Source organism: Streptomyces sp. LARHCF249 (assembly GCF_052871255.1).
In genome coordinates this window covers 29,026-52,517 of sequence record NZ_JBIXJQ010000018.1, presented here as the reverse complement: position 1 = coordinate 52,517, position 23,492 = coordinate 29,026, and the positions used below count along the sequence as shown (strand labels likewise).

24 protein-coding genes are annotated in these 23,492 nt (G+C 73.3%); 8 read left to right on the top strand and 16 right to left on the bottom strand.

Annotation, left to right across the window (positions count from 1 at the left end; translation table 11 throughout):
• Window positions 1-108 precede the first annotated feature (108 nt).
• Window positions 109-558 carry a cell division protein SepF gene (locus ACIPUC_RS34425; protein WP_069919643.1) on the top strand — a complete coding sequence of 150 codons (450 nt, stop codon included), beginning with the start codon at window positions 109-111 and terminating at the stop codon, window positions 556-558.
• Window positions 559-567: 9 nt separating this feature from the next.
• On the opposite strand, the gene ACIPUC_RS34420 is transcribed toward ACIPUC_RS34425, so the two are convergent.
• Complete coding sequence (locus ACIPUC_RS34420) at window positions 568-1,740, bottom strand: acyl-CoA dehydrogenase family protein (protein ID WP_446594308.1); 1,173 nt, start codon at window positions 1,738-1,740, stop codon at window positions 568-570.
• A 115-nt stretch (window positions 1,741-1,855) separates the two neighbouring features.
• Window positions 1,856-3,550: an MFS transporter gene (locus ACIPUC_RS34415; protein WP_446594307.1), complete on the bottom strand. Its 1,695-nt coding sequence runs from the start codon at window positions 3,548-3,550 to the stop codon at window positions 1,856-1,858.
• A gap of 280 nt (window positions 3,551-3,830) precedes the next feature.
• Between ACIPUC_RS34415 and ACIPUC_RS34410 the strand changes: the two genes are divergently transcribed.
• A complete protein-coding gene (locus tag ACIPUC_RS34410) occupies window positions 3,831-4,967 on the top strand; it encodes a hypothetical protein (protein WP_446594306.1) in 1,137 nt (378 codons plus the stop codon).
• A gap of 226 nt (window positions 4,968-5,193) precedes the next feature.
• Window positions 5,194-6,258, top strand: a complete 1,065-nt coding sequence (locus ACIPUC_RS34405; RefSeq protein WP_446594305.1) for a phosphatase PAP2 family protein — start codon at window positions 5,194-5,196, stop codon at window positions 6,256-6,258.
• Between the two features lie 303 nt (window positions 6,259-6,561).
• Here the strand turns inward: ACIPUC_RS34405 and ACIPUC_RS34400 are convergent, their stop codons facing one another.
• Window positions 6,562-7,530, bottom strand: coding sequence for a helix-turn-helix transcriptional regulator (locus ACIPUC_RS34400; protein WP_446594304.1), 969 nt, complete (start codon window positions 7,528-7,530; stop codon window positions 6,562-6,564).
• Window positions 7,531-7,561: 31 nt separating this feature from the next.
• Window positions 7,562-8,284, bottom strand: a complete 723-nt coding sequence (locus ACIPUC_RS34395; protein WP_446594303.1) for a LysM peptidoglycan-binding domain-containing protein — start codon at window positions 8,282-8,284, stop codon at window positions 7,562-7,564.
• A gap of 296 nt (window positions 8,285-8,580) precedes the next feature.
• On the opposite strand from ACIPUC_RS34395, the gene ACIPUC_RS34390 reads away from it, so the two are divergent.
• Both ACIPUC_RS34390 and ACIPUC_RS34385 read left to right on the top strand, forming a co-directional pair.
• Window positions 8,581-9,387: a hypothetical protein gene (locus ACIPUC_RS34390; RefSeq protein ID WP_446594302.1), complete on the top strand. Its 807-nt coding sequence runs from the start codon at window positions 8,581-8,583 to the stop codon at window positions 9,385-9,387.
• 116 nt (window positions 9,388-9,503) lie between these two features.
• The gene (locus ACIPUC_RS34385) at window positions 9,504-9,884 is read left to right on the top strand and encodes a hypothetical protein (RefSeq protein WP_446594301.1); all 381 of its coding nucleotides are present in this window, start codon (window positions 9,504-9,506) and stop codon (window positions 9,882-9,884) included.
• An 11-nt stretch (window positions 9,885-9,895) separates the two neighbouring features.
• On the opposite strand, the gene der is transcribed toward ACIPUC_RS34385, so the two are convergent.
• The 5 genes from der to ACIPUC_RS34360 form a co-directional block, all read right to left on the bottom strand.
• Window positions 9,896-11,359: a ribosome biogenesis GTPase Der gene (der, locus tag ACIPUC_RS34380; RefSeq protein ID WP_446594300.1), complete on the bottom strand. Its 1,464-nt coding sequence runs from the start codon at window positions 11,357-11,359 to the stop codon at window positions 9,896-9,898.
• Between the two features lie 75 nt (window positions 11,360-11,434).
• The gene (locus ACIPUC_RS34375) at window positions 11,435-12,082 is read right to left on the bottom strand and encodes a lysophospholipid acyltransferase family protein (protein WP_446594299.1); all 648 of its coding nucleotides are present in this window, start codon (window positions 12,080-12,082) and stop codon (window positions 11,435-11,437) included.
• Complete coding sequence (cmk, locus tag ACIPUC_RS34370) at window positions 12,079-12,786, bottom strand: (d)CMP kinase (protein WP_446594298.1); 708 nt, start codon at window positions 12,784-12,786, stop codon at window positions 12,079-12,081. The genes ACIPUC_RS34375 and cmk overlap by 4 nt, the downstream gene beginning before the upstream one ends.
• 141 nt (window positions 12,787-12,927) lie before the next feature.
• Window positions 12,928-14,028, bottom strand: a complete 1,101-nt coding sequence (locus ACIPUC_RS34365; RefSeq protein ID WP_446594375.1) for a prephenate dehydrogenase — start codon at window positions 14,026-14,028, stop codon at window positions 12,928-12,930.
• Window positions 14,029-14,140: 112 nt separating this feature from the next.
• The gene (locus ACIPUC_RS34360; RefSeq protein ID WP_446594297.1) at window positions 14,141-14,584 is read right to left on the bottom strand and encodes a YidB family protein; all 444 of its coding nucleotides are present in this window, start codon (window positions 14,582-14,584) and stop codon (window positions 14,141-14,143) included.
• 136 nt (window positions 14,585-14,720) lie between these two features.
• Here ACIPUC_RS34360 and ACIPUC_RS34355 point away from each other — a divergent pair, with 136 nt between their 5' ends.
• From ACIPUC_RS34355 to ACIPUC_RS34345, 3 genes are read left to right on the top strand one after another with little or no spacing between them, the layout of a single operon-like run.
• Window positions 14,721-15,086, top strand: coding sequence for a DUF952 domain-containing protein (locus ACIPUC_RS34355; RefSeq protein WP_446594296.1), 366 nt, complete (start codon window positions 14,721-14,723; stop codon window positions 15,084-15,086).
• A gap of 56 nt (window positions 15,087-15,142) precedes the next feature.
• The gene (locus ACIPUC_RS34350; RefSeq protein WP_446594295.1) at window positions 15,143-15,571 is read left to right on the top strand and encodes a Rieske (2Fe-2S) protein; all 429 of its coding nucleotides are present in this window, start codon (window positions 15,143-15,145) and stop codon (window positions 15,569-15,571) included.
• A gap of 28 nt (window positions 15,572-15,599) precedes the next feature.
• Entirely contained in the window at window positions 15,600-16,277 is a 678-nt protein-coding gene (locus ACIPUC_RS34345) for a nucleotidyltransferase domain-containing protein (protein WP_446594294.1), read from the top strand.
• On the opposite strand, the gene ACIPUC_RS34340 is transcribed toward ACIPUC_RS34345, so the two are convergent.
• From ACIPUC_RS34340 to ACIPUC_RS34310, 7 genes are all read right to left on the bottom strand, one after another.
• A complete protein-coding gene (locus ACIPUC_RS34340; RefSeq protein ID WP_446594293.1) occupies window positions 16,274-17,293 on the bottom strand; it encodes an ADP-ribosylglycohydrolase family protein in 1,020 nt (339 codons plus the stop codon). The genes ACIPUC_RS34345 and ACIPUC_RS34340 overlap by 4 nt on opposite strands.
• On the bottom strand, window positions 17,290-18,060 hold the full coding sequence (locus ACIPUC_RS34335; protein WP_446594292.1) for an NUDIX hydrolase: 771 nt from the start codon (window positions 18,058-18,060) through the stop codon (window positions 17,290-17,292). The genes ACIPUC_RS34340 and ACIPUC_RS34335 overlap by 4 nt, the downstream gene beginning before the upstream one ends.
• 303 nt (window positions 18,061-18,363) lie before the next feature.
• On the bottom strand, window positions 18,364-19,830 hold the full coding sequence (locus ACIPUC_RS34330; RefSeq protein WP_446594291.1) for a pseudouridine synthase: 1,467 nt from the start codon (window positions 19,828-19,830) through the stop codon (window positions 18,364-18,366).
• A complete protein-coding gene (gene scpB / locus ACIPUC_RS34325; protein ID WP_446594290.1) occupies window positions 19,830-20,456 on the bottom strand; it encodes an SMC-Scp complex subunit ScpB in 627 nt (208 codons plus the stop codon). Before scpB ends, ACIPUC_RS34330 begins: the two co-directional genes overlap by 1 nt.
• A complete protein-coding gene (locus ACIPUC_RS34320) occupies window positions 20,453-21,595 on the bottom strand; it encodes a segregation/condensation protein A (RefSeq protein ID WP_446594289.1) in 1,143 nt (380 codons plus the stop codon). The genes scpB and ACIPUC_RS34320 overlap by 4 nt, the downstream gene beginning before the upstream one ends.
• Window positions 21,596-21,911: 316 nt before the next feature.
• A complete protein-coding gene (locus ACIPUC_RS34315; RefSeq protein ID WP_446594288.1) occupies window positions 21,912-22,421 on the bottom strand; it encodes a hypothetical protein in 510 nt (169 codons plus the stop codon).
• Window positions 22,406-23,443, bottom strand: coding sequence for a ParA family protein (locus ACIPUC_RS34310; protein WP_446594287.1), 1,038 nt, complete (start codon window positions 23,441-23,443; stop codon window positions 22,406-22,408). The genes ACIPUC_RS34315 and ACIPUC_RS34310 overlap by 16 nt, the downstream gene beginning before the upstream one ends.
• Window positions 23,444-23,492: the final 49 nt, after the last annotated feature.

Sequence of the window (23,492 nt, the reverse complement as noted above, 5' to 3'; positions counted from 1 at the left end):
CACGAAACCCCTGCGCGGCGGCTATCCACTTGGCGCGTTGTCAGCATCATGGACGACCATAGGGGCAGCGGAGAGAAGACAGACTGACCACGGTGAAAGGAGGCGTCCATGGGTTCGGTGCGCAAGGCGAGTGCCTGGCTGGGTCTCGTGGAGGACAGCGACGACGAGCGTTACTACGACGACGACTACGCGGAGGCGGCCCAGGGTTCGGTGGCCGGTCCCGGCGAGCAGTGGGTCACCGACCCCCGCGTCAGAGTGGCCTCCGAGTCCGCCGTCGAGCAGGGCCGGCGCATCGCGACGGTCACCCCCGACGGGTTCCGTGACGCGCGGGGGATCGGCGAGCTGTTCCGCGAGGGCGTCCCGGTGATCGTGAACCTGTCGTCGATGGACCCGGGCGACGCGAAGCGCGTGGTCGACTTCGCGGCCGGCCTGACCTTCGGGCTGCGCGGTTCGATCGAGCGGGTGGCGACCAGGGTCTTCCTGCTGACCCCGGCCGACACCCAGATCGTGAGCGGCGAGCCCGGCGGCCGCTCGCGCGACTTCTTCAACCAGAGCTAGGCAGGGCCCTCACCGGAAGGCATCGAGCCCGGTGAGCGCCTTGCCCAGCACCAGTTGGTGCATCTCGACGGTGCCCTCGTAGGTGAGGACCGATTCGAGGTTGGTGGCGTGCCGCATGACGGGGTATTCGAGCGAGATCCCGTTGGCACCGAGGATGGTCCGCGCGGTGCGACAGATCTCGATGGCCTCGCGGACGTTGTTGAGCTTGCCGAAGCTGATCTGCTCCGGCCGCAGGGTGCCCGCGTCCATCCGCCGGCCCAGGTGGTGGGCGAGCAGGATGCCCTTGTGGAGTTCGAGGGCCATGTCCGCGAGTTTGGCCTGGGTGAGCTGGAAGCCGCCGATCGGCTTCCCGAACTGCTCCCGCGTCTTCGCGTAGTTCAGCGCCGACTCGAAGCTGGCGCGTGCCGCGCCCATCGAGCCCCAGATGATCCCGTACCGCGCGTGGCTGAGGCAGCCGAGCGGCCCCTTGAGACCGGTGACGCCCGGCAGCACCGCGTCCGCGGGCAGCCGCACCTCGTCCATGACCAGCTCACTGGTCACCGAGGCCCGCAGCGACCACTTGTGCTTGATCTCGGGTGCCGTGAACCCCGACGTGTCGGTGGGGACGGCGAAGCCCCTGATCCCCTCGTCGGTCTGCGCCCACACCACGGCGACCGCGGCGACGGACCCGTTGGTGATCCACATCTTGCGCCCGGTCAGCACCCAGTCGGTGCCGTCGCGCTTGGCGCGGGTCCGCATCGCGGCGGGGTCCGATCCCACATCGGGCTCGGTCAGCCCGAAGCAGCCGATCAGCTCACCGGCCGCCATACCGGGCAGCCAGCGCTGCTTCTGCTCCTCGGAGCCGTACTTCCAGATGGCGTACATGGCGAGCGAGCCCTGTACGGAGACCAGCGAGCGGATGCCCGAGTCGGCCGCCTCCAGCTCCAGGCAGGCGAGCCCGTACTGCACGGCGCTGGCCCCCGCGCACCCGTACCCCTCCAGCGACATCCCGAGCGCGCCGATCGATCCGAGCTCACGGGCCAGCTCGCGGATCCCGGGGAGCTCGCCGCTCTCGTACCAGCCGGCGATGTGGGGCAGCACCCGGTCGGCGGCCCAGTCACGGACGGTGTCCCGGACGGCGAGGTCCTCGGGCCCGAGGAGCTCGTCGATCCCGAGCGGATCAAGGGGCAGGAACGCGGACACTGGGCCTCCCGGCGGCCTGAGTACAGAACCTAGCAGCGCAAGTTTTACGCCGCGCCGCTGACGCTAGCCACCGCCGCCGGGCAAATCCAGCCCCGACCCCGTCACCCCCAGGGGCTCAGCCCGCGCGCCCCGACACGCGGCCCACCGCCGGGTCCGGCTCCGCAGGGGCCGGGATCTTCACGGCGGACGGCGCAGCCGGCTCCGCGGAGGCCTGCGCCGGCAACCGCACGACCTCGCCCCCGCCGGCCTCGGCACCGCAGTCCATCACTCGCGGCAGCTTCAGCGCCATCACTGCCCCGGCGATCAAGAACCCCGCGCTGACCAGCAGGGTCACGTGGAGGCCCTGCACGAACGAGTTGCGCGCCGCCGCGTGCAGCGCCTCCCCCGCCGGCCCGCCGAGCTGCGCGGCGATCTGGTAGGCCTCGCCCAGCGAGTGCGCGGCACCGGCCGAGTCCGCGGCCGAAACCCCCGGCACCCCCGCCAGCCCCGGCGCGTACGCGGCGTTCATCACGCTGCCCAGCAGCGCGATGCCCATGCCCGCGCCCAGCTGGTACGAGGTCTCGCCGATCGAGGCCGCGCCGCCCGCGGCGGCCGCCGGGGCCTCGTTCAGCATGGACTCGTACGCCGCGAACAGCGTGGTCTGGAGCCCGAACCCGAGCAGGATGAAGCCGACCGTCAGCAGGACGGGACGGTCGTGGTGTCCCATGAAGGTGAGCAGGACCACTGCGAACGCCGTGAGCAGGAAGCCGAGCGAGACCATGGTGCGCGGGCCGATCCGGGCCAGGGTGTAGGACCCGGTGGCCCCGGCGGCCATGGCGGCGAAGGTCAGCGGCAGCAGCCGCAGGCCGGTCTCCAGCGGGCTGAGGTGCAGCACCAGCTGGAGGTACTGGACGGCGATCAGCTCCAGGCCGACCAGGGCCAGCATGGCGAGCACGATGCAGCCCACGGAGGTCGAGAAGGCGGCGCGGGAGAACATCCGCATGTCGATCAGCGGGTGCGGGCGCCGCTTCTGCCGCCGCACGAACACGACGAGCAGCGCCACCCCGATCACCAGCGGTATCAGCGCCTCGAGGTCGAGGAGGTCGCGCTCCGCGCCGAACCGCTTGATGCCGAGCACCGAACCGAGCACGCCGGCGGCGGCCATCAGCGCGCCGGTCACGTCCCACGGCCCGTCGGAGGAGCCCTTCGACTCGGGGAGCAGCCAGCGCCCCAGCGGCAGGATCAGTGCCATCAGCGGGATGTTGATGAGGAAGACGGAGCCCCACCAGAAGTGCTCGACGAGGAAGCCGCCGAGTACGGGGCCGCTCGCGGCGCCGACCGCCGCGACGGCGGTCCAGATGCCGATGGCGAGGGCCCGCTCGCGCCGGTCGGGGAAGACCTGGCGCAGGATCGACAGCGTGGCGGGCATGATCATCGCGCCGCCGATGCCGAGCAGGGCGCGGGCGGCGATGAGGACCTGGGCGTTCTCGGCGAGGGCCGCCATGGCAGAGGCCACGCCGAAGAGCCCGTAGCCGAGCAGGAGTATGCGGCGGCGGCCGACCCGGTCGCCGAGGGTGCCGAAGAGGATCAGCAGCGCGGCGCAGACCAGCGGGTAGGCGTCGACGATCCACAGGAGCTCGATGGAGCCGGGGCGCAGGTCCTCGGTGAGGGAGGGGACGGCGACGTGCAGGATCGTCGCATCGAGGGCGACGAGGACCAGGCTGACGCACAGCACCGCCAGGACGACCCAGCGATTGCCCCCGCCGGAGGCCGCGCGGAGCCGCTGCCAGGAGCCAGTGGTCCGGACTCCGGCCGCGTTCGTCCCCGACATGCATGTACCTCCCAGGTGATCCCTCGCGCTCGGCGGACCAGCGTCTTGCGGAGCCACGGGGGGTGGTGCGCTGTGCGGCGTCCAACGGGGTCCGGCATCGACACGCGAGTGAACGGTCAGCGTACGCGAGTTCGCCTGTCCCACACGTGGTCAAGCTCTCATCCCGGCGGAGGCCGCGCTGTGGTGTGCGCCACTCCCCCGCCCCGCCCCTTCCGCCGCGTGCGCGCGCGCTCACGGCCCGTGGTCCCGGTCGGCGCCCGGATGCGCGCCACCGATAATCATGCCCGTGAAAGATCTTGGATTCCGCCGGCCCGCGCCCGCGCTCGCCGTCGCGGCGCCGGCGCTCGCGGTGTTCGCGGCGGTCCGCCTGCTGGGGCTCGCCGTGCTCGCGGTGTGGAGTGCGGCGGCCGGCAGCAGCCCGCACACGCTGCTGTCGGCGCGCTGGGACTCGCTCTGGTACGCCCGCATCGCCGCGGAGGGGTACGGGTACGAGGTGGTCCTGCCGAACGGGGACGTCCACTCGAACCTGGCATTCTTCCCGCTGCTGCCCTGGCTGGAGCGGCTGGTGTCGGCGGCGACCGGACTGGCGTACGGCTCCGCGGGCCTGGTGGTCTCGGCGCTGGCGGGGCTCGCCGCGGCCTGGGGGATCTTCGCGGTGGCGGACCTGCTGCACGGCCGACGGGCCGGGGTGCTCGCCGTCGCCGTCTGGGCGGCGCTGCCCGTCGGGGTCGTGCAGTCCATGGCGTACAGCGAGTCGCTGTTCACCGCGCTGGCCGCCTGGGCGCTGTACGGGGCCCTGCGCGGCCGGTGGCTCACGGCCGGCCTGCTCGCGGCGGGGGCGGGGCTGACCCGCCCGGTCGGCGCCGCGGTGGTCGCGGGGGTGTGGGTGGCCCTCGTACTGGCCTGGCGCGGCGGTGAGCGGTCCTGGCGGATGGCCGCAGGTGCGCTGCTGGCTCCGCTGGGTGCCGGGGCGTACGTGCTGTGGGTCGGCGCGCGCACCGGCGGGGGGCTGCTCGGGTACCTGGACGTACAGGGCGGCTGGGGCAACGGCTTCGACGGCGGCTGGGCCTTCGCCCGGTTCATCGGGGCGAAGCTCGCCTCGCCCGCCTTCGCGGCCGGGCTCGGGCTGATCGCGGGGGTCGTTCTGGTGCTCTGGCTGTACGGGCGGTGCGTGCGGCAGCGGCAGCCGCTGCCGCTGCTCGTGTACGGCGGGATCGTGGTGGCGCTCGCGCTGTGCGCGTCCGGGTACTTCGGCTCCAAGCCGCGGCTCCTGCTGCCGGCCTTCCCGCTGGTGCTGCCGGTGGCGGTGGCGGTGGCCCGGTGGCGGACCCGGCGGGCGGCCCTGGTCCTGGGTGCGGCGGCGCTGGCCTCGGCGGTCTACGGGGCGTTCTGGCTGAACGGCTCGGGCCCGCCATAACGGAATGGATCATTCCGTTCCATCGTTCGGCAAAGGAAACGCGTCGCTGCAATAGAGTCCGGGTAAGTGTGCGAAACAATTGCCAGGGCGGTTGATCAAGAACGCTCCAACCATTGCCGAAATACTGGGAATTAAGTCCCGCGTGAGACCAACTCCACATCACATGGTCATCACAAAGCCCGCGATTCGCCCGGGCCGACCAGCCGCGCGCGGTAACGTCGATTGAGTGCGTACCGATCAAATCCTGACCCGTCTGGAGCGGGTGTTCGCCCGCCTGGACCGGGAACCAGAGCGACCGGCTCATCTGCAAACCCCGCAGATGAGCCGGCACCGCGTCGTGCTCCTCGGATCGACCCTCGCCTTCTATCTCGCGATCGTGGTGGCCGTACTGACCACGTCCTGGCTCGTCCGCCTGGACTGGCAGGTCATGTTCTTCCGGCCGTACGAGCAGTGGCCGCAGCTGCACGCCTTCCTCGACTACCTCGTCGTACTCGGCCAGCGCGGACCCACCGCGGTCATGGTCGCCGCATGGCTCGGCTGGCGCTCCTGGCGCCAGCACACCCTCCGCCCGCTGATCACGCTCGGCGTGGCGCTGCTCCTGCTGAACGTCACCGTCGGGTCGGTCAAGCTCGGCCTCGGCCGGCTCGGCCCGCACTACGCCACCGAGATCGGTTCGGCCGAACTCTTCGCGGGCGGCGATATATTCCCTTCCGGCCACACCGCCAACGCCGTCGTGACCTGGGGGATCCTCGCCTACCTGGCGTCGACCGTGGTCACCCGGCGGGTGCTGTCCGTGGTGTCCGCCGTCGTCTCGCTGAGCGTCGGCGCCACCACCGTCTACCTCGGCACGCACTGGGTCAGCGACGTGCTGCTCGGCTGGTCCGCGGGACTGCTGATCCTGCTGGCCCTGCCCTGGTTCGAGCCGCTCATCGCCCGGACCGAGGCCTACGTCTTCGAGCTGCGCGAGCTGCTGCGCCGCCGCGCGGAGACCGGCCGGATGCCCGCCCCGGTCGTGTCCGCGCTCACCCCGCTGCTCTCCGCGGGCGGCAAGTGGCGGCTCCAGCCCGCCGTCGCCGCGGAGACCGCCGGGGAGCCCGCCACGACGGCCCCGGCGCACGCCGCCGCGGCCGTGCACACCCCGGCGGCCCGGCCGGCGCCCCTGCTCACCGCCCGGCCGCACCTGATCCGCTCCGAGCGGACCCCGGTCACCCCGGTCGGCAGCCGCCGGCCGGCCCACGGCGAGCGGGCCGCCGCCCGGAGCACCGCGGCCCGCCCGGTCGCCGGGGGCTGAACCACCGCGGGGCCGGTACGCACCACCGCACCCCGCGATATGAAGGCGGGCCGGGTCTCTGACCCGGCCCGCCTTCGTCGTTCGTCAGCGCCACGCCGACACGTTCGTCCGTCCCGGGTCACGCTTGTGTCACAGAATATCGACAACTGCCAATTGCTTTCCGGCCCGCGACACGCCCGCCGTTCAGGTGCATTGGAATTTCTTCCGAAACCCCCTGCCGAACCTCTGGAATTCCGGTAGGAGATTGTCACTGGACCGGTGGACCAGACCAGGTGAATCCCCCTCAGGTCCGCCACATTTCCTTCACCTCGGCGGCTCCACCGCCCGCCCCAGCAGATCCCTCGCCGCCCTGATCCGATCCGTCAGCTCCGGCGGCTCGACCACTTCGAACTCACAGCCGAGCAGCATGATGTGAATCACCAGGACGTCCAGGCTGACCGCCCCGGTGCGCAGCAGGCAGCTCTGCCCGTCGACCGGTTCCAGGGCCCCGTCGCTCGGCCCGATGATCCGGGCCGCCTCCTCGGCGGAAACCTTCAGCCGCACCACCGCCCGGGCCGCGTACGCCCGCTGCGACACGCCCTGGGAGACGTACGCGGCGAGGTCCGCGGCGGGCGGCTCGCGCGGCGTGAACCGCGGTCCGTGGGGCGGTGCCGGCTCGATCCGGTCCGCCCGGAACGTCCGCCAGTCCCCGCGTTCCAGGTCCCAGGCGACCAGGTACCAGCGCCGCTCGGTGCACACCAGCCGGTGCGGCTCGACGGTGCGGCGGGTGACGTTGCCCCCGTGGTCGCGGTACCCGAAGCGCAGCCGCTCGGTGTCGCGGCACACCGCGGCCAGCTCGGTCAGCACCGAGGGGTCCACGCTGGACCGCTCGGCCCCGCGCAGCATCGGCACGGTGAACTCGTTGAGCGCGGACACCCTGCGCCGCAGCCGCGCCGGCAGCACCTGCTCCAGCTTGGCGAGGGCCCGTACGGATGCCTCCCCGATCCCCTCGACCCCGTTCCCGGCGGCCGTCCGCAGCCCGACCGCGACGGCCACGGCCTCGTCGTCGTCCAGCAGCAGCGGCGGCAGCTCGGCCCCGGCCCCGAGTTGGTAGCCGCCGCCGGTCCCGGGACTGGCGTTGACCGGATAGCCCAGCTCCCGCAGCCGGTCCACGTCCCGCCGTACCGTCCGCGGCGTCACCCCGAGCCGGTCGGCGAGGTCCGCCCCGGTCCATTCGCGGTGGGCCTGCAACAGGGACAACAGGCGCAGCAGCCGTGCGGAGGTCTCGAGCATGGCCGCAGTCTGCCAGCGTCTGCCGGGCCGCTCAGGGCCGGTACGGCAGCAGCGGCCGAGGGGACGGGGGAGCGGCCGGCGGGACGGGGGCCGGACCGGCCGGAGCCGCCGGTACCACCGGACCCGGCGGCCGGGCCGGTGCCCGCTCCGGAATGACCAGCAGCGTGCCCACCACGAGCGCCCCGGGCCTGGCCCCGACCACCTCCCGGTTCGCCGCGTACAGCGCCCGCCACCCGCCCCGCACCCGGTGCTTCCGCGCGATCGAGTCCAGGGTGTCCCCGCTCCGCACCACGTGCATCCGCCCGGCCAGGCCGTACCGCTTCGAGCACGTCGGCCAGGCGTCCCAGCCCCGCGCGCCGAGCACGTCCTCCGCCACCCGGATCTGCTGGACCCGGCTCGCCAGGTCGGCGCGCGGCGCGAACACCAGCCCCCCGTACTCCTCCCACGTCGGCTGCCGGAACTGCAGCCCGCCGTAGAAGCCGTTGCCGGTGTTGATCGCCCACCGCCCGCTGCTCTCGCAGTCGGCGACGCAGTCCCAGGGCCACTCCCTGCCCGGCCCGCAGTCCCCCGGCCCGGTTCCGATCACCCCCGGCGAGCCGGGGTGCGCCGCCCCCGCCGGCCCGGGCGCGGGCGGCGGCGGGGCGAGGGCCGCCGCCGCACCGGCAGGGAGTACGAGAGCCAGCGCGGCGGCGACGGCAGCGGCGCCGAGACGGGCCCTGGCCCGCCGGCGACGCCGGATCCGGAGGTGGGGCATCGCGTCACGCTACGCAGCGCCCGCGGCCCTCCCGGCCCGGCGCGCCGTGCGCGCCCCGCACCCCACCCGCTCGGCCGACCGGCCATCCCTCCCCCAAACGGCCAATCACGGCCATCAACTGCGCACAATCAGAAAACAGTTGGCATGAATCGAAGGCCCCGCCGGGGCGTTCACTCGTACGGGGGCCCGGTTCGATTCCGTTCCCTCCAATGGCGTGACCCCGGCCGCCGCTCCCCCGTTGAGCCCGGCGAGCCGGGAACCACCCGGCCCCTGCACCTATGCCGAGGAGCCACCCCGTGCCGCGCATGCTCGACGTCAGTGATGAGGTACGTGCCGAGATCGGTGACGAAGAAGCCGACAGGCTGCTCGTCGGCGAGGACGCGCCGCGCAGTTACGACTGCACCTCCTGCCGCACCCCGGGCGACCCCGAGAACGACCGCACCAGCACGGTGCTGTTCGTCGGCGAGGAGACGGCCGTCCTTGCCTTCGCCCATGCCACCTGCATCCCCTCGCAGGTGGTGACCGTGTCCGAGGAGCAGCTCCAGGGCGCCGTCGCCAGCATCACCGGTGACAGCCCGGCGGCGCCCGCCGCCGGCGAGGCCCCGCAGAACGTGCCCGGCGGCCAGGCCGTCCTCGGCATCACCAGCGGCCTGGTGCTGATCGGCGGGGAGCTGCACCCCGCCCTGGTGGTCGAGCCGACCGCGCCGATCGCCCGCCCCGGCAGCGACGGCCCCGGCGACGACTTCCTCCCGCTCCTCATCGAGCAGGGCTTCATCCCGGTCATGGACACCGCCCAGCTCCCCACCGCGCTGAGCGGCTGGTCCGTCCTGCTCGCCGGCGGCCAGCTGCACGCCGTCCTGCAGCCGGGCGCCGACGGCGGCCGCCCGGTCGCCTGGTGGCAGGCGCACCAGGCGCTGTCGGTCACCGAGGGCTGGCGCAACGCCGTCAACAAGACCCAGCGCGTGCTCATCTACGCCGCCCCGGTCGGGTCCATCGGCCAGCAGCCCCGTGAGGACCTGCTGCGCGACGCCCTGGACAAGGCCGCCGCCGCGGGCAAGCTCGTGGCCGCCTCGATGCCCCTGGCCGGTACGCCGGGCGCCTGATCCACGGCACCAGAGCACGGCAGTCACGGATCGCCGCCGGGGTCGACCCCGGCGGCGATCCGCGTTTTCCGCCCGTCACCCCGCATCCGCAGGGCGCCGGTTTCGTTGGCTGATACGTGCATCCATACGACTCCTCCCGCGCCCCGTCCCGTACGAGCCCCGTCTCGCACACCCCGATCTACGACGCCCTGTACTCGGAGTACCTGCGCGCCTTCCGGGCGCTGCCGGGCGACCGTACGGGCGAGGAGGACCTCGGGTTCACGGCCTTCTCGTACGGGGGCGGGTACACCGGCACGGGCAGCTCGTACGACAGCGGCTGGAGCGGTTCCCCGTGGCAGCGGGCCGACGGCTGGCAGCCCACGTACGTGGCGCAGCCGCAGCCGACGCCCGCCTACTCGTACGCCGGCGGCGCCGGATACACCGACGGGCGGCAGCGCCAGACCGGGATGACGCCCATCCCGGCGGCCCTGCCGCCCGCTCCGCGCCGGGGCTACTGACCCCGGGGCGGCTACTTCTTCTTCTTGTACTGGGCGCCGCGCTTCTCGCGCACCCGCACCGAGATGTGGATCGGGGTGCCCTCGAAGCCGAACTCCTCGCGCAGCCGGCGCTCGATGAAGCGCCGGTAGCCGTGCTCCAGGAAGCCGGAGGCGAAGAGGACGAACCGCGGCGGCTTGCTGCCCGCCTGGGTACCGAACAGGATGCGGGGCTGCTTGCCGCCGCGGATCGGGTGCGGGTGGGCCGCGACGACCTCGCCGAGGAAGGCGTTCAGCCGGCCGGTGGGGACGCGCGTCTCCCAACCCGCGAGGGCGGTCTCGATCGCCGGGACCAGCTTCTCCATGTGGCGGCCGGTGAGCGCCGAGACGTTCACGCGGGGCGCCCAGGAGACCTGCTGCATCTCGGTCTCGATCTCGCGCTCGAGGTAGTAGCGGCGCTCCTCGTCGAGCTCGTCCCACTTGTTGTACGCGATCACGATCGCGCGGCCCGCTTCGACGGCCATGGTGATGATGCGCTGGTCCTGGACGCTGATCGTCTCGGTGGTGTCGATCAGGATGACCGCCACCTCCGCCTTCTCGACGGCGGCGGCCGTGCGCAGCGAGGCGTAGTAGTCGGCGCCCTGCTGGAGGTGGACCTTCTTGCGGATGCCCGCGGTGTCCACGAACTTCCAGGTGATGCCGCCGAGCTCGATCAGCTCGTCGACCGGGTCGCGGGTGGTGCCGGCCAGCTCGTTGACGACGACACGGTCCTCCTTCGCGACCTTGTTGAGCAGCGAGGACTTGCCGACGTTCGGGCGGCCGATGAGCGCGATGCGGCGCGGGCCGCCGGGGGCGGCGCCCCCGAAGGTCTGCTCGGGGGCCTCGGGCAGGGCCTCGAGGACGGCGTCCAGCATGTCGCCGGTGCCGCGGCCGTGCAGCGAGGAGACGGGGTGCGGCATGCCGAGGCCCAGGGACCACAGCGAGGCCGCGTCGGACTCGCCGCTCTGGCCGTCGACCTTGTTGGCGCACAGCACGACGGGCTTCTTGGCCTTGCGCAGCAGGCGGACCACGGCCTCGTCGGTGTCGGTGGCGCCGACCTTGGCGTCGACGACGAAGACGACCGCGTCGGCGGCCTCGATGGCGTACTCGGCCTGGGCGGCGACGGAGGCGTCGATGCCGAGGACGTCCTGCTCCCAGCCGCCGGTGTCGACGACCTTGAAGCGGCGGCCGGCCCACTCGGCCTCGTACGTGACGCGGTCGCGGGTGACGCCGGGCTTGTCCTCGACGACCGCCTCGCGGCGGCCGATGATGCGGTTCACCAGGGTCGACTTGCCGACGTTCGGCCGGCCGACGACGGCGAGGACGGGGAGGGGACCGGCCGCGGCCGCCTCGATCGCGCCTTCGACGTCCTCGATGTCGAAGCCCTCTTCCGCGGCGAGCTCCATGAACTCCGCGTACTCGGCGTCGCCAAGTGCTCCGTGGTCGTGCTGGTCGTTCATGAAGTCCGTTCCTCGTCGTTCGTGGTGATCGGTGGTACCCGCGCAGCGCGGTTCCACTACTAGGTCAAGTCTCGCTCAGCGCCCGGTGAGGCGCTTGGCGTCGGCCAGGTGGGCGGTCAGCCGGTCCTGGATGCGTACGGTGGCCTCGTCCAGCGCGGTGCGGGTACGGCGGCCACTGCCGTCCCCGGCGTCGAAGGCCGAGCCGAAGACGACGTCGACCCGGCTCTTGAAGGCGGGCAGCCCCTTGACGAGCCGGCCCTGGGTGTCGCCGCTGCCGAGCACGGCCACCGGCACGATGGGCGCGCCGCTGCGGACCGCGAAGTACGCGAGACCGGCGCGCAGCGAGGCGAAGTCGCCCTCGCCCCGGGTTCCCTCGGGGAAGATGCCGAGGGCACCTCCATTGTCGAGCACGCCGAGGGCGCGGGTTATCGCCGTCCGGTCGGTGCCGCTGCGGTCGACCTTGACCTGCCCGATCCCGTCGAGGAAGGGGCCGAGCGGGCCGACGTACGCTTCCTTCTTGATCAGGAAGTGCAGGGGTCGGGGCGCGGTGCCCATGACCATCGGGCCGTCGATGTTGTGCGAGTGGTTCACGGCGAGGATGACGGGGCCGGAGGCGGGCACCTTCCAGGCGCCGAGCACGCGGGGCTTCCAGAGCCCGTACATGAGCCCGATGCCGATGCGCCTGCCGACCGCCGCACCCTTGGGGGAGGGCGTATCGCTCACTTGCGGCCCGCCCGCTTCTCCTCGACGAGGGTCACGACGCACTCGATGACCTGGTCGAGGGTGAGCTCGGTGGTGTCGACCTCGACGGCGTCGCCGGCCTTGGCCAGCGGCGAGGTCTTGCGGCCGGAGTCCGCGGCGTCGCGCTTGATCAGCGCCGCCTTGGTGGCCGCGAGGTCGGCGGCCTCCTTGCCGCGGAGCTCACCGCTGCGCCGGGCGGCGCGCGCCTCGGGCGAGGCGGTCAGGAAGATCTTGAGGTCGGCGTCGGGCAGCACGGTGGTGCCGATGTCGCGGCCCTCGACGACGATGCCGTCGGCCTCCGCGGCCGCCTCGGCGGCGATGGACCTCTGCAGCTCGGTGATGAGGGTGCGCACCTCGGGGACGGCGCTGACGGCGCTGACCTTGGAGGTGACCTCCTGGGTGCGGATGGGGCCGGAGGCGTCCAGGCCGTCCACGGTGATGGCGGGCGCGGCCGGGTCGGTGCCGGAGACGATCGACGGCTTGCCCGCGGCGACGGCGATGGCCTGCGGGTCGTCGGTGTCGACGCCGTTGCTGATCATCCACCAGGTGATGGCCCGGTACTGGGCGCCGGTGTCGAGGTAGCGCAGCCCGAGCTTGGCGGCCACGGCCTTGGAGGTGCTGGACTTGCCCGTGCCGGAGGGACCGTCGATGGCGACGATCACGGCTGCCGGAGCTGCGGTTTCCACGGTGCGGGCACCTTCCTGGTTGCGCGTACGTGTCTGGGCGCGCGAAAACGCCCCTGCTCCAGGTTACCGGGCCCCGGGACCCCCCGACCCCGCCCGTCCGGGCCACCGCGCATCCGGCCACGCCGGGGCCGGGGCGCGGGGCTACTGCTGCCGCAGCGCCCAGCCGCGCTCGCGCAGCTCGGCCGTCAGGCCGGCCACGGCGCGCGGCTCGACCATCAGCTGCACGAGACCGGCCTGCTGCCCCGTCGCGTGCTCGATCCGCACGTCCTCGATGTTGACCCCGGCCCGCCCCGCATCCGCGAAGATCCGCGCCAGCTCCCCCGGCTGGTCGGAGATGAGCACGGCCACCGTCTCGTACACGGTCGGCGCCGCGCCGTGCTTGCCGGGCACCCGGACCCGCCCCGCGTTCCCGCGCCGCAGCACGTCCTCGATCCCGGCGGCGCCGCCCCGCCGCTTCTCCAGGTCGGCCGACTGGAGACTCCGCAGCGCCTCCACGGTCTCCTCCAGGTCGGCCGCGATCCCGGCCAGGACGTCGGCGACCGGGCCCGGGTTCGCCGACAGGATCTCCACCCACATCCGCGGGTCGGAGGCCGCGATCCGGGTGACGTCCCGTATGCCCTGCCCGCACAGCCGGACGGCCGTCTCGTCGGCCTCCTCCAGCCGCGCGGCGACCATGCTCGACACCAGCTGCGGGGTGTGGGAGACGAGCGCCACGGCCCGGTCGTGCGCGTCCGCGTCCATGACCACCGGTACGGCCCGGCACAGGGACACCAGCTCCAGGGCGAGGTTCAGCACCTCGTGGTCCGTGTCCCGGGTGGGGGTCAGCACCCAGGGGCGGCCCTCGAAGAGGTCCGCGGTGGCGGCCAGCGGTCCCGACCGCTCCTTGCCCGCCATCGGGTGCGTGCCGATGTACTCCGTGACGTCGACGCCGAGCGCCTCCAGCTCCCGGCGCGGTCCGCCCTTGACGCTGGCCACGTCCACGTAGGCGCGGGCCGCCCCGCGGCCGATCGCATCGGCGAGCGTCGCCGCCACGTGGGCCGGGGGCACGGCGACGATCGCGAGGTCGACCCTGCCCTCGGGGGCCTCGTCCGTACCGGCCCCGAGGGCGGCCGCGGTGTGCGCCTGGGCCGGGTCGTGGTCGACGAGGTGGACGGTGATCCCGCGGGCGGTCAGCGCGAGCGCCGCGGAGGTGCCGATCAGTCCGGTTCCGATGACGACGGCGGTTCTCACGGGGCACTCCAGGGTTGCGTTCGGCGAGGTGACGGGCTGTCGGGCCAGGGTAGCCAGCCCGGACGGCGCGAGGGCCCGGCGCCCGCCCAGTGGGACGGCGGCCGGGCCCCGGCGGGAAACCGCGTCAGAGCTTCTGGGCCTTGATGATGTCCTCGAGCGAACCCGACGGCACCGAGCCGTTCGGCGTCAGCTTGTCGACCGCGCCCGGCAGCACCTGCGCGATCTGGTCGGCGGCCTGGTCCGTGGAGACGCCCGCCTGTTCGGCGACATTCCGGAGCGTGTCGCCCGGCAGCGCCTCCTTGATCTGGTCGGCGCTGACCGGCTGGTTCGGGCCGGTACCGACCCAGGACTGCGCCTGGTCGATGAGGCCGGACCTGGTGAGCATCTCCAGCAGGCCGCCGAGCGGGTTGGCCGCGCCGCCTCCGGCCGCCTGCGCGCCGCCCGCTCCGCCGCCGCCCATGAGCGAGCCGAGCAGAGAGCCGAGAATGTTGCCTCCTCCGCCGGCGGCGCCGCCCTGGCCGCCGCCGAGGAGGCCGCCGAGAAGGGAGCCGAGGTCGTTACCCGCCATGGTCCTGCCTTTCGCAGAGGGACCGGGCCGCACGACAGCGGCGTACCCGGCTTCGAGACACGGACAATGTCACCCGAACCAGACAGTGCCGCCACTTGGCGCACGTACCCCCGACCCCTGCGGTAGAACGATCGGCATGATCTTCCACCTCGTCCCGCTCGCCGACTGGACCGCCGCGCCCGGGCGGCCGTACGCCCCGCCCTCGCTCGACTCGGAGGGTTTCGTGCACTGTTCGGCGGACCGGCCCACGGCGCTCGCGATCGCCGACGCGCACTACCGCTCGGTACCGGGGATCCTGCTCGCGGTGGAGCTCGACGAGGACGCCCTGACCGCCGAGGTCCGCCGCGAGGGTGAAACCGGCGGCCGGTACCCGCACGTCCACGGCCCGTTGAACCGGGAGGCCGTGATCCGCGTGTGGGAGGTCGTACGCCCATCCGGCAGCCCTGCCTCACTGGCACCTTGGGAGCCGGGCCACCGAAACGGCGCGGCAGGCTTCTCCTGAGGCCCGCCGCAGGCCAGGATGCTGCACGCCATCCGGTCACGAAGCGAGGAGACACCATGAGCGACCCCACGCGCACCGCCCGGCGCACGGTACTGACGGCCGGCGCGGCCGCCCTGGCAGGCGGCGCGCTGACGGCGTGCGGCGATGGCGGCGGGAAGACGCCCGCGAGCGAGTCCGCCCCCAACGCACCCGCGGCGAAGGCCATCGCCAAGGCGGCCGACGTACCGGTCGGCGGCGGCACGGTCCTGAAGGACGAGAAGCTGGTGGTCACCCAGCCCACCGCCGGGTCCTTCCGCTGCTTCTCGGCGGTCTGCACGCATCAGGGCTGCCTCGTGAGCAAGGTGGAGAACGGCACCATCGAATGCTCCTGCCACATGAGCAAGTTCAAGGACACGGACGGCGCGGTGACCAAGGGTCCGGCCACCCGCCCGCTGGAGGAGAAGAAGATCGCGGTCGCGGCGGACGGCAGTATCTCGCTCGCTTAGCGGCGGGCCCCGTGCCTAGGCTCCCCGAATGGACGAACTGACACTGGTACGGGACCACACGGTCTACCAGTGCGTGATGGGCTCCCGGGCGTTCGGGCTGGCGACGGAGGCGAGCGACACCGACCGGCGCGGTGTCTACCTCGCGCCGACGCCGCTGTTCTGGCGGTTCGAGAAGCCCCCCGCGCACGTGGAGGGCCCGCGGGACGAGGAGTTCTCGTGGGAGCTGGAGCGCTTCTGCGAACTGGCCCTGCGCGCCAACCCGAACATCCTGGAGTGCCTCCACTCCCCCTTGGTGGAACGGCTGACCCCGGTCGGCGAGGAACTGCTCTCGCTCCGCGAGGCCTTCCTCTCCCGCCGGGCCCACACCAGCTTCAGCCGGTACGCGGCCTCACAGCGCGGCAAACTCCTCGCGGACGTGCGTATCCACGGGGCCCCGCGCTGGAAGCACGCCATGCACCTGCTGCGCCTGCTCCTGTCCTGCCGCGACCTCCTGCGCACGGGCCGCCTGACGATCGACGCGGGCCCGCACCGTGAGCGCCTCCTCGCGGTCCGCCGCGGCGAGCTCACCTGGGACGAGGTCGACGCGTGGATGTCCCGCCTCACCTCCGAGACGGAGTCGGCCCTGACCACCACCCGCCTCCCGGAGGACCCCGACCACGCGCGCGTGGCCGACTTCCTCCTGCGCACCCGCCGGGCTTCGACCTAGGCGTCCCAGAGGGCGCCGAAGGCGAGGAGTTCGTCGCGGTACTCGATGCGGCCCTCCCAGTCGCGGGGCCAGGCGTCCGCGCCGAGGTGGGCGCCCGCGAAGGCGCCCGCCAGGCAGGCGAGGGAGTCCGAGTCGCCCGCCGTGCAGGCGGCGCGGCGCAGGGCCGTCAGGGGGTCCTGCGGGAAGAGCAGGAAGCACTGCAGGGCCGTGGCCAGGGCCTCCTCCGCGATCCAGCCCTCCCCCGTGGTCAGGCAGGGGTCCGTCTCGGGGGACGGGGTGCGCAGGGCGGCCGCCAGCCGGTCCAGGACTGCCAGGCAGTCGTCCCAGCCGCGCGCGATGTAGGACTCCGGGGAGGCGTCGCAGGCCGTCCGCATCCAGAGGTCGCCGAGCCACCGCTCGTGGTAGCGGGTGCGGTTCTCCAGGGCGTACGAGCGCAGCCGCCCGACCAGGCCCGTCACCTCGGTGCCCTGCGCGAGCAGGTACACGGCCCGCGCGGTCAGGTCGGAGGCGGCCAGCGCGGTGGGGTGACCGTGGGTCAGGGCCGACTGGAGCTGGGCGGCGCCCGCCCGTTCCTCCTCGGTCCAGCCGGGGACCAGCCCCACCGGGACCACCCGCATGTTCGCGCCGCAGCCCTTGGAGCCCGTCTGGCTGGCATCGCGCCAGTCCCGCTCCGGGTCGTCCAGCAGGTCGCAGGCCGTCAGGCAGGTGTTGCCCGGGGCCCGGTTGTTCTCCGGGGAGTGGTACCAGGCGACGTACTCCTCCCGGACCGGCCGGGCGAGGCCCAGCGGGCCGATCGGGCCGCGCTCCAGAGCGGTCCGTATGCCCCGCGCCAGAGCGAGCGTCATCTGGGTGTCGTCGGTGACGATCGCCGGCCGGGGCAGCCTCATCTCGCGCCACGGGCCGGTCTTGGCGAGGATCGACGGCACGTCGTTGAACTCGGTGGGGAAGCCCAGGGCGTCCCCCAGGGCGAGGCCGATCATGGCGCCGGTCGCCGCGCGCTTCGGGGTCGTCGTCATCGTGTGCGTCCTTCCGAGGGGCGGAGCAGGGGCGGGTGCAGGGCGGTCGCCGGTCCCGGCCGGTACAGCGCGGCCGGTTTGCCGCGGCCTCCGGTCAGCCGGGCGGCTCCCGGTACGGCCTCGACGAAGCCGGGCGTGGCCAGGACCTTGCGGCGGAAGTTGGGGCGGTCCAGGGCGGTGTCCCAGACCGTCTCGTAGACGGACTGGAGTTCCCCGAGGGTGAACTCGGGCGGGCAGAAGGCGGTCGCCAGGCAGGTGTACTCGAGCTTCGAGCCGACCCGTTCCCGCGCGTCCGCCAGGATCACGGCGTGGTCGAAGGCGAGCGAAGCGAGATCGGCGTCCTCCCGGCCGGAGGCCGGGTGAGGCCCGATCTCGCCGACGGGCACCCAGCGGGCGTGGGCCGCGTCCCCGCCGCCCTGGGCCGCCGGTTCCGGCAGGTCCGCGACCAGGGCCGTGAAGGCCACCGAGACCACCCGCATCCGGGGGTCCCGGTCCGGCTCGCTGTACGTGCGCAGCTGCTCCAGGTGCAGGGCCGCCACCACGTTCTCCGGGAGGCCGGTCTCCTCGGCCAGCTCACGGCGGGCGGCCGTCTCCGCGGACTCCCGGGGCGTGACGAATCCGCCGGGGAGCGCCCAGGCCCCCTCGTACGGCTGCTGGCCGCGCCTGATCAGCAGTACGTGCAGGCGCCCGCCGCGCACGGTGAAGACGGCGAGGTCGACGGTCACCGCGAACGGCACGAAGGCGGCCGGGTCGTATCCGGCGGTCATCGGACCTCCGGGTAGCCGGCGCACCGGTCGGGCCGGGCACCCCCACCGCCCCCGCCGCGCCCAGGGCTTCGGCGGTTCCCGGTCCACCCCCGTGGGTCCAGGGCCGCCGGCCGTGCGCGGCGGGGGCGGTGAAGACGATCTGCGGCGCATCCGGGTACCCCGGTCCGGCTGGTGTTCACGACGACCCCCTTAATAGTCATGCTGACTATAAACAGTCGAGGGGTCGCCGGGCAAGCGAAAAGCCCGCAGCGCCAAGGGCACTGCGGGCTCTTCGACCCGGGATCGGGCGGTACTGCTGCGGTCCTACAGACCGACCTCGCGCATCAGCATGCCGACCTCGGTGTTGGTCAGGCGGCGCAGCCAGCCGGACTTCTGGTCGCCGAGCTCGATCGGCCCGAACGAGGTCCGGACGAGCTTCTCGACCGGGAAGCCGGCCTCCGCCATCATGCGGCGGACGATGTGCTTGCGGCCCTCGTGGAGGGTGACCTCCACCAGGTAGTTCTTGCCGACCTGGTCGACGACGCGGAAGTGGTCGGCGCGGGCGTACCCGTCCTCCAGCTCGATGCCGTCCTTGAGCCGCTTGCCGATCTCGCGGGGCAGCGGGCCGGTGATGGCGGCGACGTAGGTCTTCTTCACGCCGTACTTCGGGTGCGTGAGGCGGTGGGCCAGCTCACCGTGGTTGGTGAGCAGGATGATGCCCTCGGTCTCGGTGTCGAGCCGACCGACGTGGAAGAGACGCGTCTCACGGTTGGTGACGTAGTCGCCCAGGCACTGGCGCCCGTCCGGGTCCTCCATGGTGGAGACGACGCCGGCCGGCTTGTTCAGCGCGAAGAACAGGTACGACTGGGTGGCGACGGTCAGGCCGTCCACCTTGATCTCGTCCTTCGGCAGGACGCGCTTGCCCTGCTCCAGCACGATCTCGCCGTTGACCTCGACGCGGGCCTGCTCGATGAGCTCCTCGCAGGCGCGGCGCGAACCCATGCCGGCGCGGGCGAGCACCTTCTGCAGGCGCTCACCCTCCTCCTCGGCACCCGGGAAGGTCTTCGGCGTCTTGATCACGGGCTTGTCGGCGTACCGGTCGCGCACGCGCTCCTCGATCCGCGCGTCCAGCTCCCGCGGGCGGGACTGGCCGCTGCGGCTGCCGGGGCCGCTGCGCGGGCCGCCGGCCCCGCCGATACCGGGGGTCCTGGAGGTCTTCGGGCCGCCCTTGGCGCCACCGCGCGCGGCCGCGCCACGGGCACCGCCGCCGCCGGCCTTGGGGCCCGAGCGACCGCTGCGCTCGCCCTCGGGGCCCACGTCGTAGCGGCGCTCCTCGGGGCGGGGGTTGCGGGGGCGCTGGGGTGCCTGGTCGCGGTCGCGGTCACGGTCGCGCGAGCCGGAGCCGCCGCCCTGGTAACCGCCGCCGGAAGAGCCGCCGCGGTAGCCGCCCCCACCGGAAGAGCCGCCGCCGCGGTAGCCGCCCCCACCGGAGGAGCTGCCGCCAGAGGAGCCGCCGCGGTAGCCGCCCCCACCAGAGGAGCTGCCGCCGGAGGACCCGCCGCGGTAGCCGCCCCCACCGGAGGAGCTGCCGCCAGAGGACCCGCCGCGGTAGCCGCCCCCACCAGAGGAGCTGCCGCCGGAGGACCCGCCGCGGTAGCCGCCCCCACCGGAGGAGCTGCCGCCGCGGTAGCCACCGCCGCCGGAGGAGCTGCCGCCGCGGGAGTCACCGCGTCCGCCACCACCGCCGCCGCCGCTGTTCCTGTTGCCGCCGCCGTTGCCGTTGCTTCGCATCAAATGTCCGTCGTCTTGTCGTCGTCTTCATCAGTGTCCGGTGCGTCCGGATCGAACGACGGCACACCTTCTTGCGTCTCGGCTTCGATCGCGTCCGCCTCGGGGAGGAAGGGCGCGAGCTCCGGGAGCTCGTCCAGGCCGCGCAGGCCCATCCGCTCCAAAAAGTGGTTCGTCGTCCTGTACAGGATCGCACCTGTTTCGGGTTCCGTCCCCGCCTCCTCCACCAGACCCCGCTGGAGGAGGGTGCGCATGACCCCGTCGCAGTTGACTCCGCGGACCGCCGAGACCCTCGACCGGCTCACCGGCTGGCGGTACGCGACGACCGCCAGGGTCTCCAGCGCCGCCTGGGTGAGACGGGCCTGCTGGCCGTCCAGTACGAAGCCCTCGACGGCCGGCGCGAACTCCGCCCGGGTGTAGAACCGCCACCCGCCGGCGACCAGGCGCAGCTCGAAGCCGCGTCCCTGGAGCGCGTACTCGTCGGCGAGCTCGCGCAGCGCGTCCGCGACCTCCCGCGGGGTGCGCTCCAGCACCTTGGCGAGGTGCGCCTCCGTCGCGGGCTCGTCCACGACCATGAGTACGGCCTCCAGCGCGGGCTTCAGCGCCAGCGCGGCCACGTCGCTGCTCATTCCTTGGCCTCCACGATCTGGTCGAACTCGTCGGTCACGGTCGGCATGCCGTCGCCGTCGCCGCCGCTCCAGCGGACGGTGAGGGTCTTCAGGGCCTCTTCCTGGTCCAGGACCACCGCCTTCTCGCGGTAGAGCTCGAGGAGCGCCAGGAAGCGCGCGACGACGGTGAGGGTGTCCGCGGCGTCCTCGGTGAGCTCCTGGAAGGTGGCCTCGCCGCGGGCCTTCAGCATCCGTACGACGAGACCGGCCTGCTCGCGCACGCTGACCAGCGGCGCGTGGATGTGGTCCACGTAGACCTGGGGCTTGGCCTTGGGCTGCATGGCCTTGACGGCGAGGCGGGCGAAGCCCTCCGGGCCGATGGTGATGACGACCTCGGGCAGCAGGTCGGCGTGGTGCGGCTCGAGGCCGACGGTCCGCGGGTAGCGCCGGCCCTCGGCCTCCGCGCGCTCCTCGAAGATCGCGGCGATCTGTTTGTACGCCCGGTACTGGAGGAGGCGGGCGAAGAGCAGGTCGCGGGCCTCCAGCAGGGCGAGGTCGGCCTCGTCCTCGACCTCGGCGGCCGGCAGCAGCCGGGCGGCCTTCAGGTCGAGCAGGGTGGCGGCGACGACGAGGAACTCGGTGGTCTGGTCGAGGTCCCAGTCGGGGCCCATGGCCCGGATGTGGGCCATGAACTCGTCGGTGACCTTGGACAGCGCGACCTCGGTGACGTCGAGCTTGTGCCGGGAGATCAGCTGGAGCAGGAGGTCGAAGGGCCCTTCGAAGTTGGCGAGCCGCAGCGTGAACCGCCCGTCGCCTCCGGCGGGGCTCGCGGCCGGTTCAGGCTCGCCCGGCCGGGCGGGACCTTCCTGGGCCGGGGCGGATCCGTCGGGGGCCCTGGGGCCGTCCTCGGGCCGCGGCCCGGCATCGGGCGGGCCGGTCCGGGCGTCCCCCGCAGGGGCCGCGGGCGCCTCGGCATCGGCCCGAGCCGGACCGGGGGGCCCGTCCACGGGCTCGGGGGCCCGCTGGGGCTCCGCCCCGCCCTCGGCCGGTGCGGGGCGCTCAGCGGGCGCTTCAGGCCCCGCTGGGGCCTCTCCCGGCGCGCCTGGGCCGCGGCCCAGGAGGCGGCGGGGCGGGCGTCCGGGTTCGGCGGGGAGGGGCATCGGGGTCCAGGGTGGTGCGAAGGGGGCGGTGTACGCGCAGCCTAGTGCGGCGGCCGGGGGCGGCCGGGGCGCGGCGTCCGGTGCGGCGCATCGCACGGCGCAGGAACCGCGGCTCGTACCGGGCGTGCACGCGCGGTCCGGGGCCTGGGACGCGCCGCACATCACGTTCTGCGTCCCGGGCATCACCCCGGCCCCCGGCCCGTCCCCCGGCCGCGGCGGCCGTGCCGCCGGAGCGGTCCGGGCGGAACGGGCGTGATGGACCCGGCCCTGCGGGCGCGAGGCGCTGGGCGTCGACGGCGCAGGCGCGCCGCAGCGGTCAGCGGCCGCGGAGTCTGCGGACGAGGATGCTCGCGTCGCCGCGGGATTCGAGGTCGGCGAGGACGACCGCCACCGCCTCGCGGACGATGCGGCCGCGGTCGACCGCCAGGCCGTGCTCACCGCGCAGCACCAGCCGCGCGTGTTCCAGGTCCATCAGCTCCTCGGCGGAGACGTAGACCGTGATCTTCTCGTCGTGCCGCTCGCGGCCGCTCGGCCGCCGGTTCGCGCCCCGGCCCTGGCCCTTGCCGCGTCCGCCCGCCCCGGGGGCCGCGGAGGCTCCGTTGACAGAACCTTCCTGCGGCCGCCGGGGTGCTCCCACCACGGCTTCCGTGCCGGCCTCGGCCTCCCGGCTCCGGCCCTCCCCCGCCGCGCCCTCGGCCGAGGAGGCCGCGTGCTCGGCGGCGGGCGCGTCGTCGGCGCCCCGCCTCGGCGAGGAGGACTGGAGCGCCATCCCGCCGGTCGTACGGAACAGTTCGTCGGCTCCGGGCAGACTCACTCGGCGTGACACCGGGCGAGCACCTCCCTGGCGAGCTGGCGATAGGCGGCGGCGCCGACGGAGTTGGAGGCGTACGTCGTGATCGGCTCACCGGCGACCGTGGTCTCCGGGAAGCGCACCGTGCGGCCGATGACCGTGTGGTAGACGTGGTCGTCGAAGGCCTCGACGACGCGCGCCAGCACCTCGCGGCTGTGCACCGTACGGGAGTCGTACATCGTGGCGAGGATGCCGTCGAGCTCCAGGTCGGGGTTGAGCCGCTCCTGCACCTTCTCGATGGTCTCCGTCAGCAGGGCCACGCCGCGCAGTGCGAAGAACTCGCATTCCAGCGGGACGATGACCTTGTGAGCCGCCGTCAGGGCGTTCACGGTCAGCAGACCGAGCGAGGGCTGACAGTCGATCACGATGTAGTCGTAGTCGGCCATCAGGGGCTTCAGCGCCCGCTGCAGGGTGGACTCGCGCGCGACCTCGCTGACCAACTGCACTTCGGCAGCGGACAGGTCGATGTTGCTCGGCAGCAGGTCCATGTTGGGGACCGCGGTCTTGAGCAGGACCTCGTCGGCCGACATGCCCCGCTCCATGAGCAGGTTGTAGACCGTCAGGTCGAGTTCCATCGGGTTCACGCCGAGACCCACGGACAGCGCGCCCTGCGGGTCGAAGTCGACGAGCAGCACGCGGCGCCCGTACTCGGCGAGCGCGGCACCCAGGTTGATGGTCGACGTGGTCTTGCCCACGCCGCCCTTCTGGTTGCACATCGCGATGATCTTCGCCGGACCGTGGTCGGTCAGCGGACCCGGGATCGGGAAGTACGGGAGCGGGCGTCCGGTCGGGCCGATCCGCTCACGGCGCTGACGGGCAGCGTCGGGGGCGAGGGTGGCCGCGTACTCGGGGTCCGGTTCGTACTCCGCGTCGGGGTCGTAGAAGTGCCCTTCGGGCACGTTGTCGTAGTCGGCGAAACCAGTGGGCTTTTCGCCGCTCAGGTCGCCGGCCCTGGAGTTCACGTCTAGGCCGTCCATGCTCTTTTGGGGCGTCGTCATGTGCTGGTGGTTTGCGAAGGTGCGGACTGCGACGGAGCCGACAGCCTCG

What these genes read in the sequence shown, in the direction of transcription:
- ACIPUC_RS34425 (WP_069919643.1), top strand. Translation starts at nt 109, where the DNA reads ATGGGTTCGGTGCGCAAGGCGAGTGCCTGGCTGGGTCTCGTGGAGGAC.
- ACIPUC_RS34415 (WP_446594307.1), bottom strand. Translation starts at nt 3,550, where the DNA reads ATGTCGGGGACGAACGCGGCCGGAGTCCGGACCACTGGCTCCTGGCAG.
- ACIPUC_RS34410 (WP_446594306.1), top strand. Translation starts at nt 3,831, where the DNA reads ATGCCCGTGAAAGATCTTGGATTCCGCCGGCCCGCGCCCGCGCTCGCC.
- ACIPUC_RS34400 (WP_446594304.1), bottom strand. Translation starts at nt 7,530, where the DNA reads ATGCTCGAGACCTCCGCACGGCTGCTGCGCCTGTTGTCCCTGTTGCAG.
- ACIPUC_RS34395 (WP_446594303.1), bottom strand. Translation starts at nt 8,284, where the DNA reads ATGCCCCACCTCCGGATCCGGCGTCGCCGGCGGGCCAGGGCCCGTCTC.
- der (WP_446594300.1), bottom strand. Translation starts at nt 11,359, where the DNA reads ATGAACGACCAGCACGACCACGGAGCACTTGGCGACGCCGAGTACGCG.
- ACIPUC_RS34360 (WP_446594297.1), bottom strand. Translation starts at nt 14,584, where the DNA reads ATGGCGGGTAACGACCTCGGCTCCCTTCTCGGCGGCCTCCTCGGCGGC.
- ACIPUC_RS34355 (WP_446594296.1), top strand. Translation starts at nt 14,721, where the DNA reads ATGATCTTCCACCTCGTCCCGCTCGCCGACTGGACCGCCGCGCCCGGG.
- ACIPUC_RS34350 (WP_446594295.1), top strand. Translation starts at nt 15,143, where the DNA reads ATGAGCGACCCCACGCGCACCGCCCGGCGCACGGTACTGACGGCCGGC.
- ACIPUC_RS34345 (WP_446594294.1), top strand. Translation starts at nt 15,600, where the DNA reads ATGGACGAACTGACACTGGTACGGGACCACACGGTCTACCAGTGCGTG.
- ACIPUC_RS34340 (WP_446594293.1), bottom strand. Translation starts at nt 17,293, where the DNA reads ATGACGACGACCCCGAAGCGCGCGGCGACCGGCGCCATGATCGGCCTC.
- ACIPUC_RS34335 (WP_446594292.1), bottom strand. Translation starts at nt 18,060, where the DNA reads ATGACCGCCGGATACGACCCGGCCGCCTTCGTGCCGTTCGCGGTGACC.
- ACIPUC_RS34330 (WP_446594291.1), bottom strand. Translation starts at nt 19,830, where the DNA reads ATGCGAAGCAACGGCAACGGCGGCGGCAACAGGAACAGCGGCGGCGGC.
- scpB (WP_446594290.1), bottom strand. Translation starts at nt 20,456, where the DNA reads ATGAGCAGCGACGTGGCCGCGCTGGCGCTGAAGCCCGCGCTGGAGGCC.
- ACIPUC_RS34320 (WP_446594289.1), bottom strand. Translation starts at nt 21,595, where the DNA reads ATGCCCCTCCCCGCCGAACCCGGACGCCCGCCCCGCCGCCTCCTGGGC.
- ACIPUC_RS34310 (WP_446594287.1), bottom strand. Translation starts at nt 23,443, where the DNA reads ATGACGACGCCCCAAAAGAGCATGGACGGCCTAGACGTGAACTCCAGG.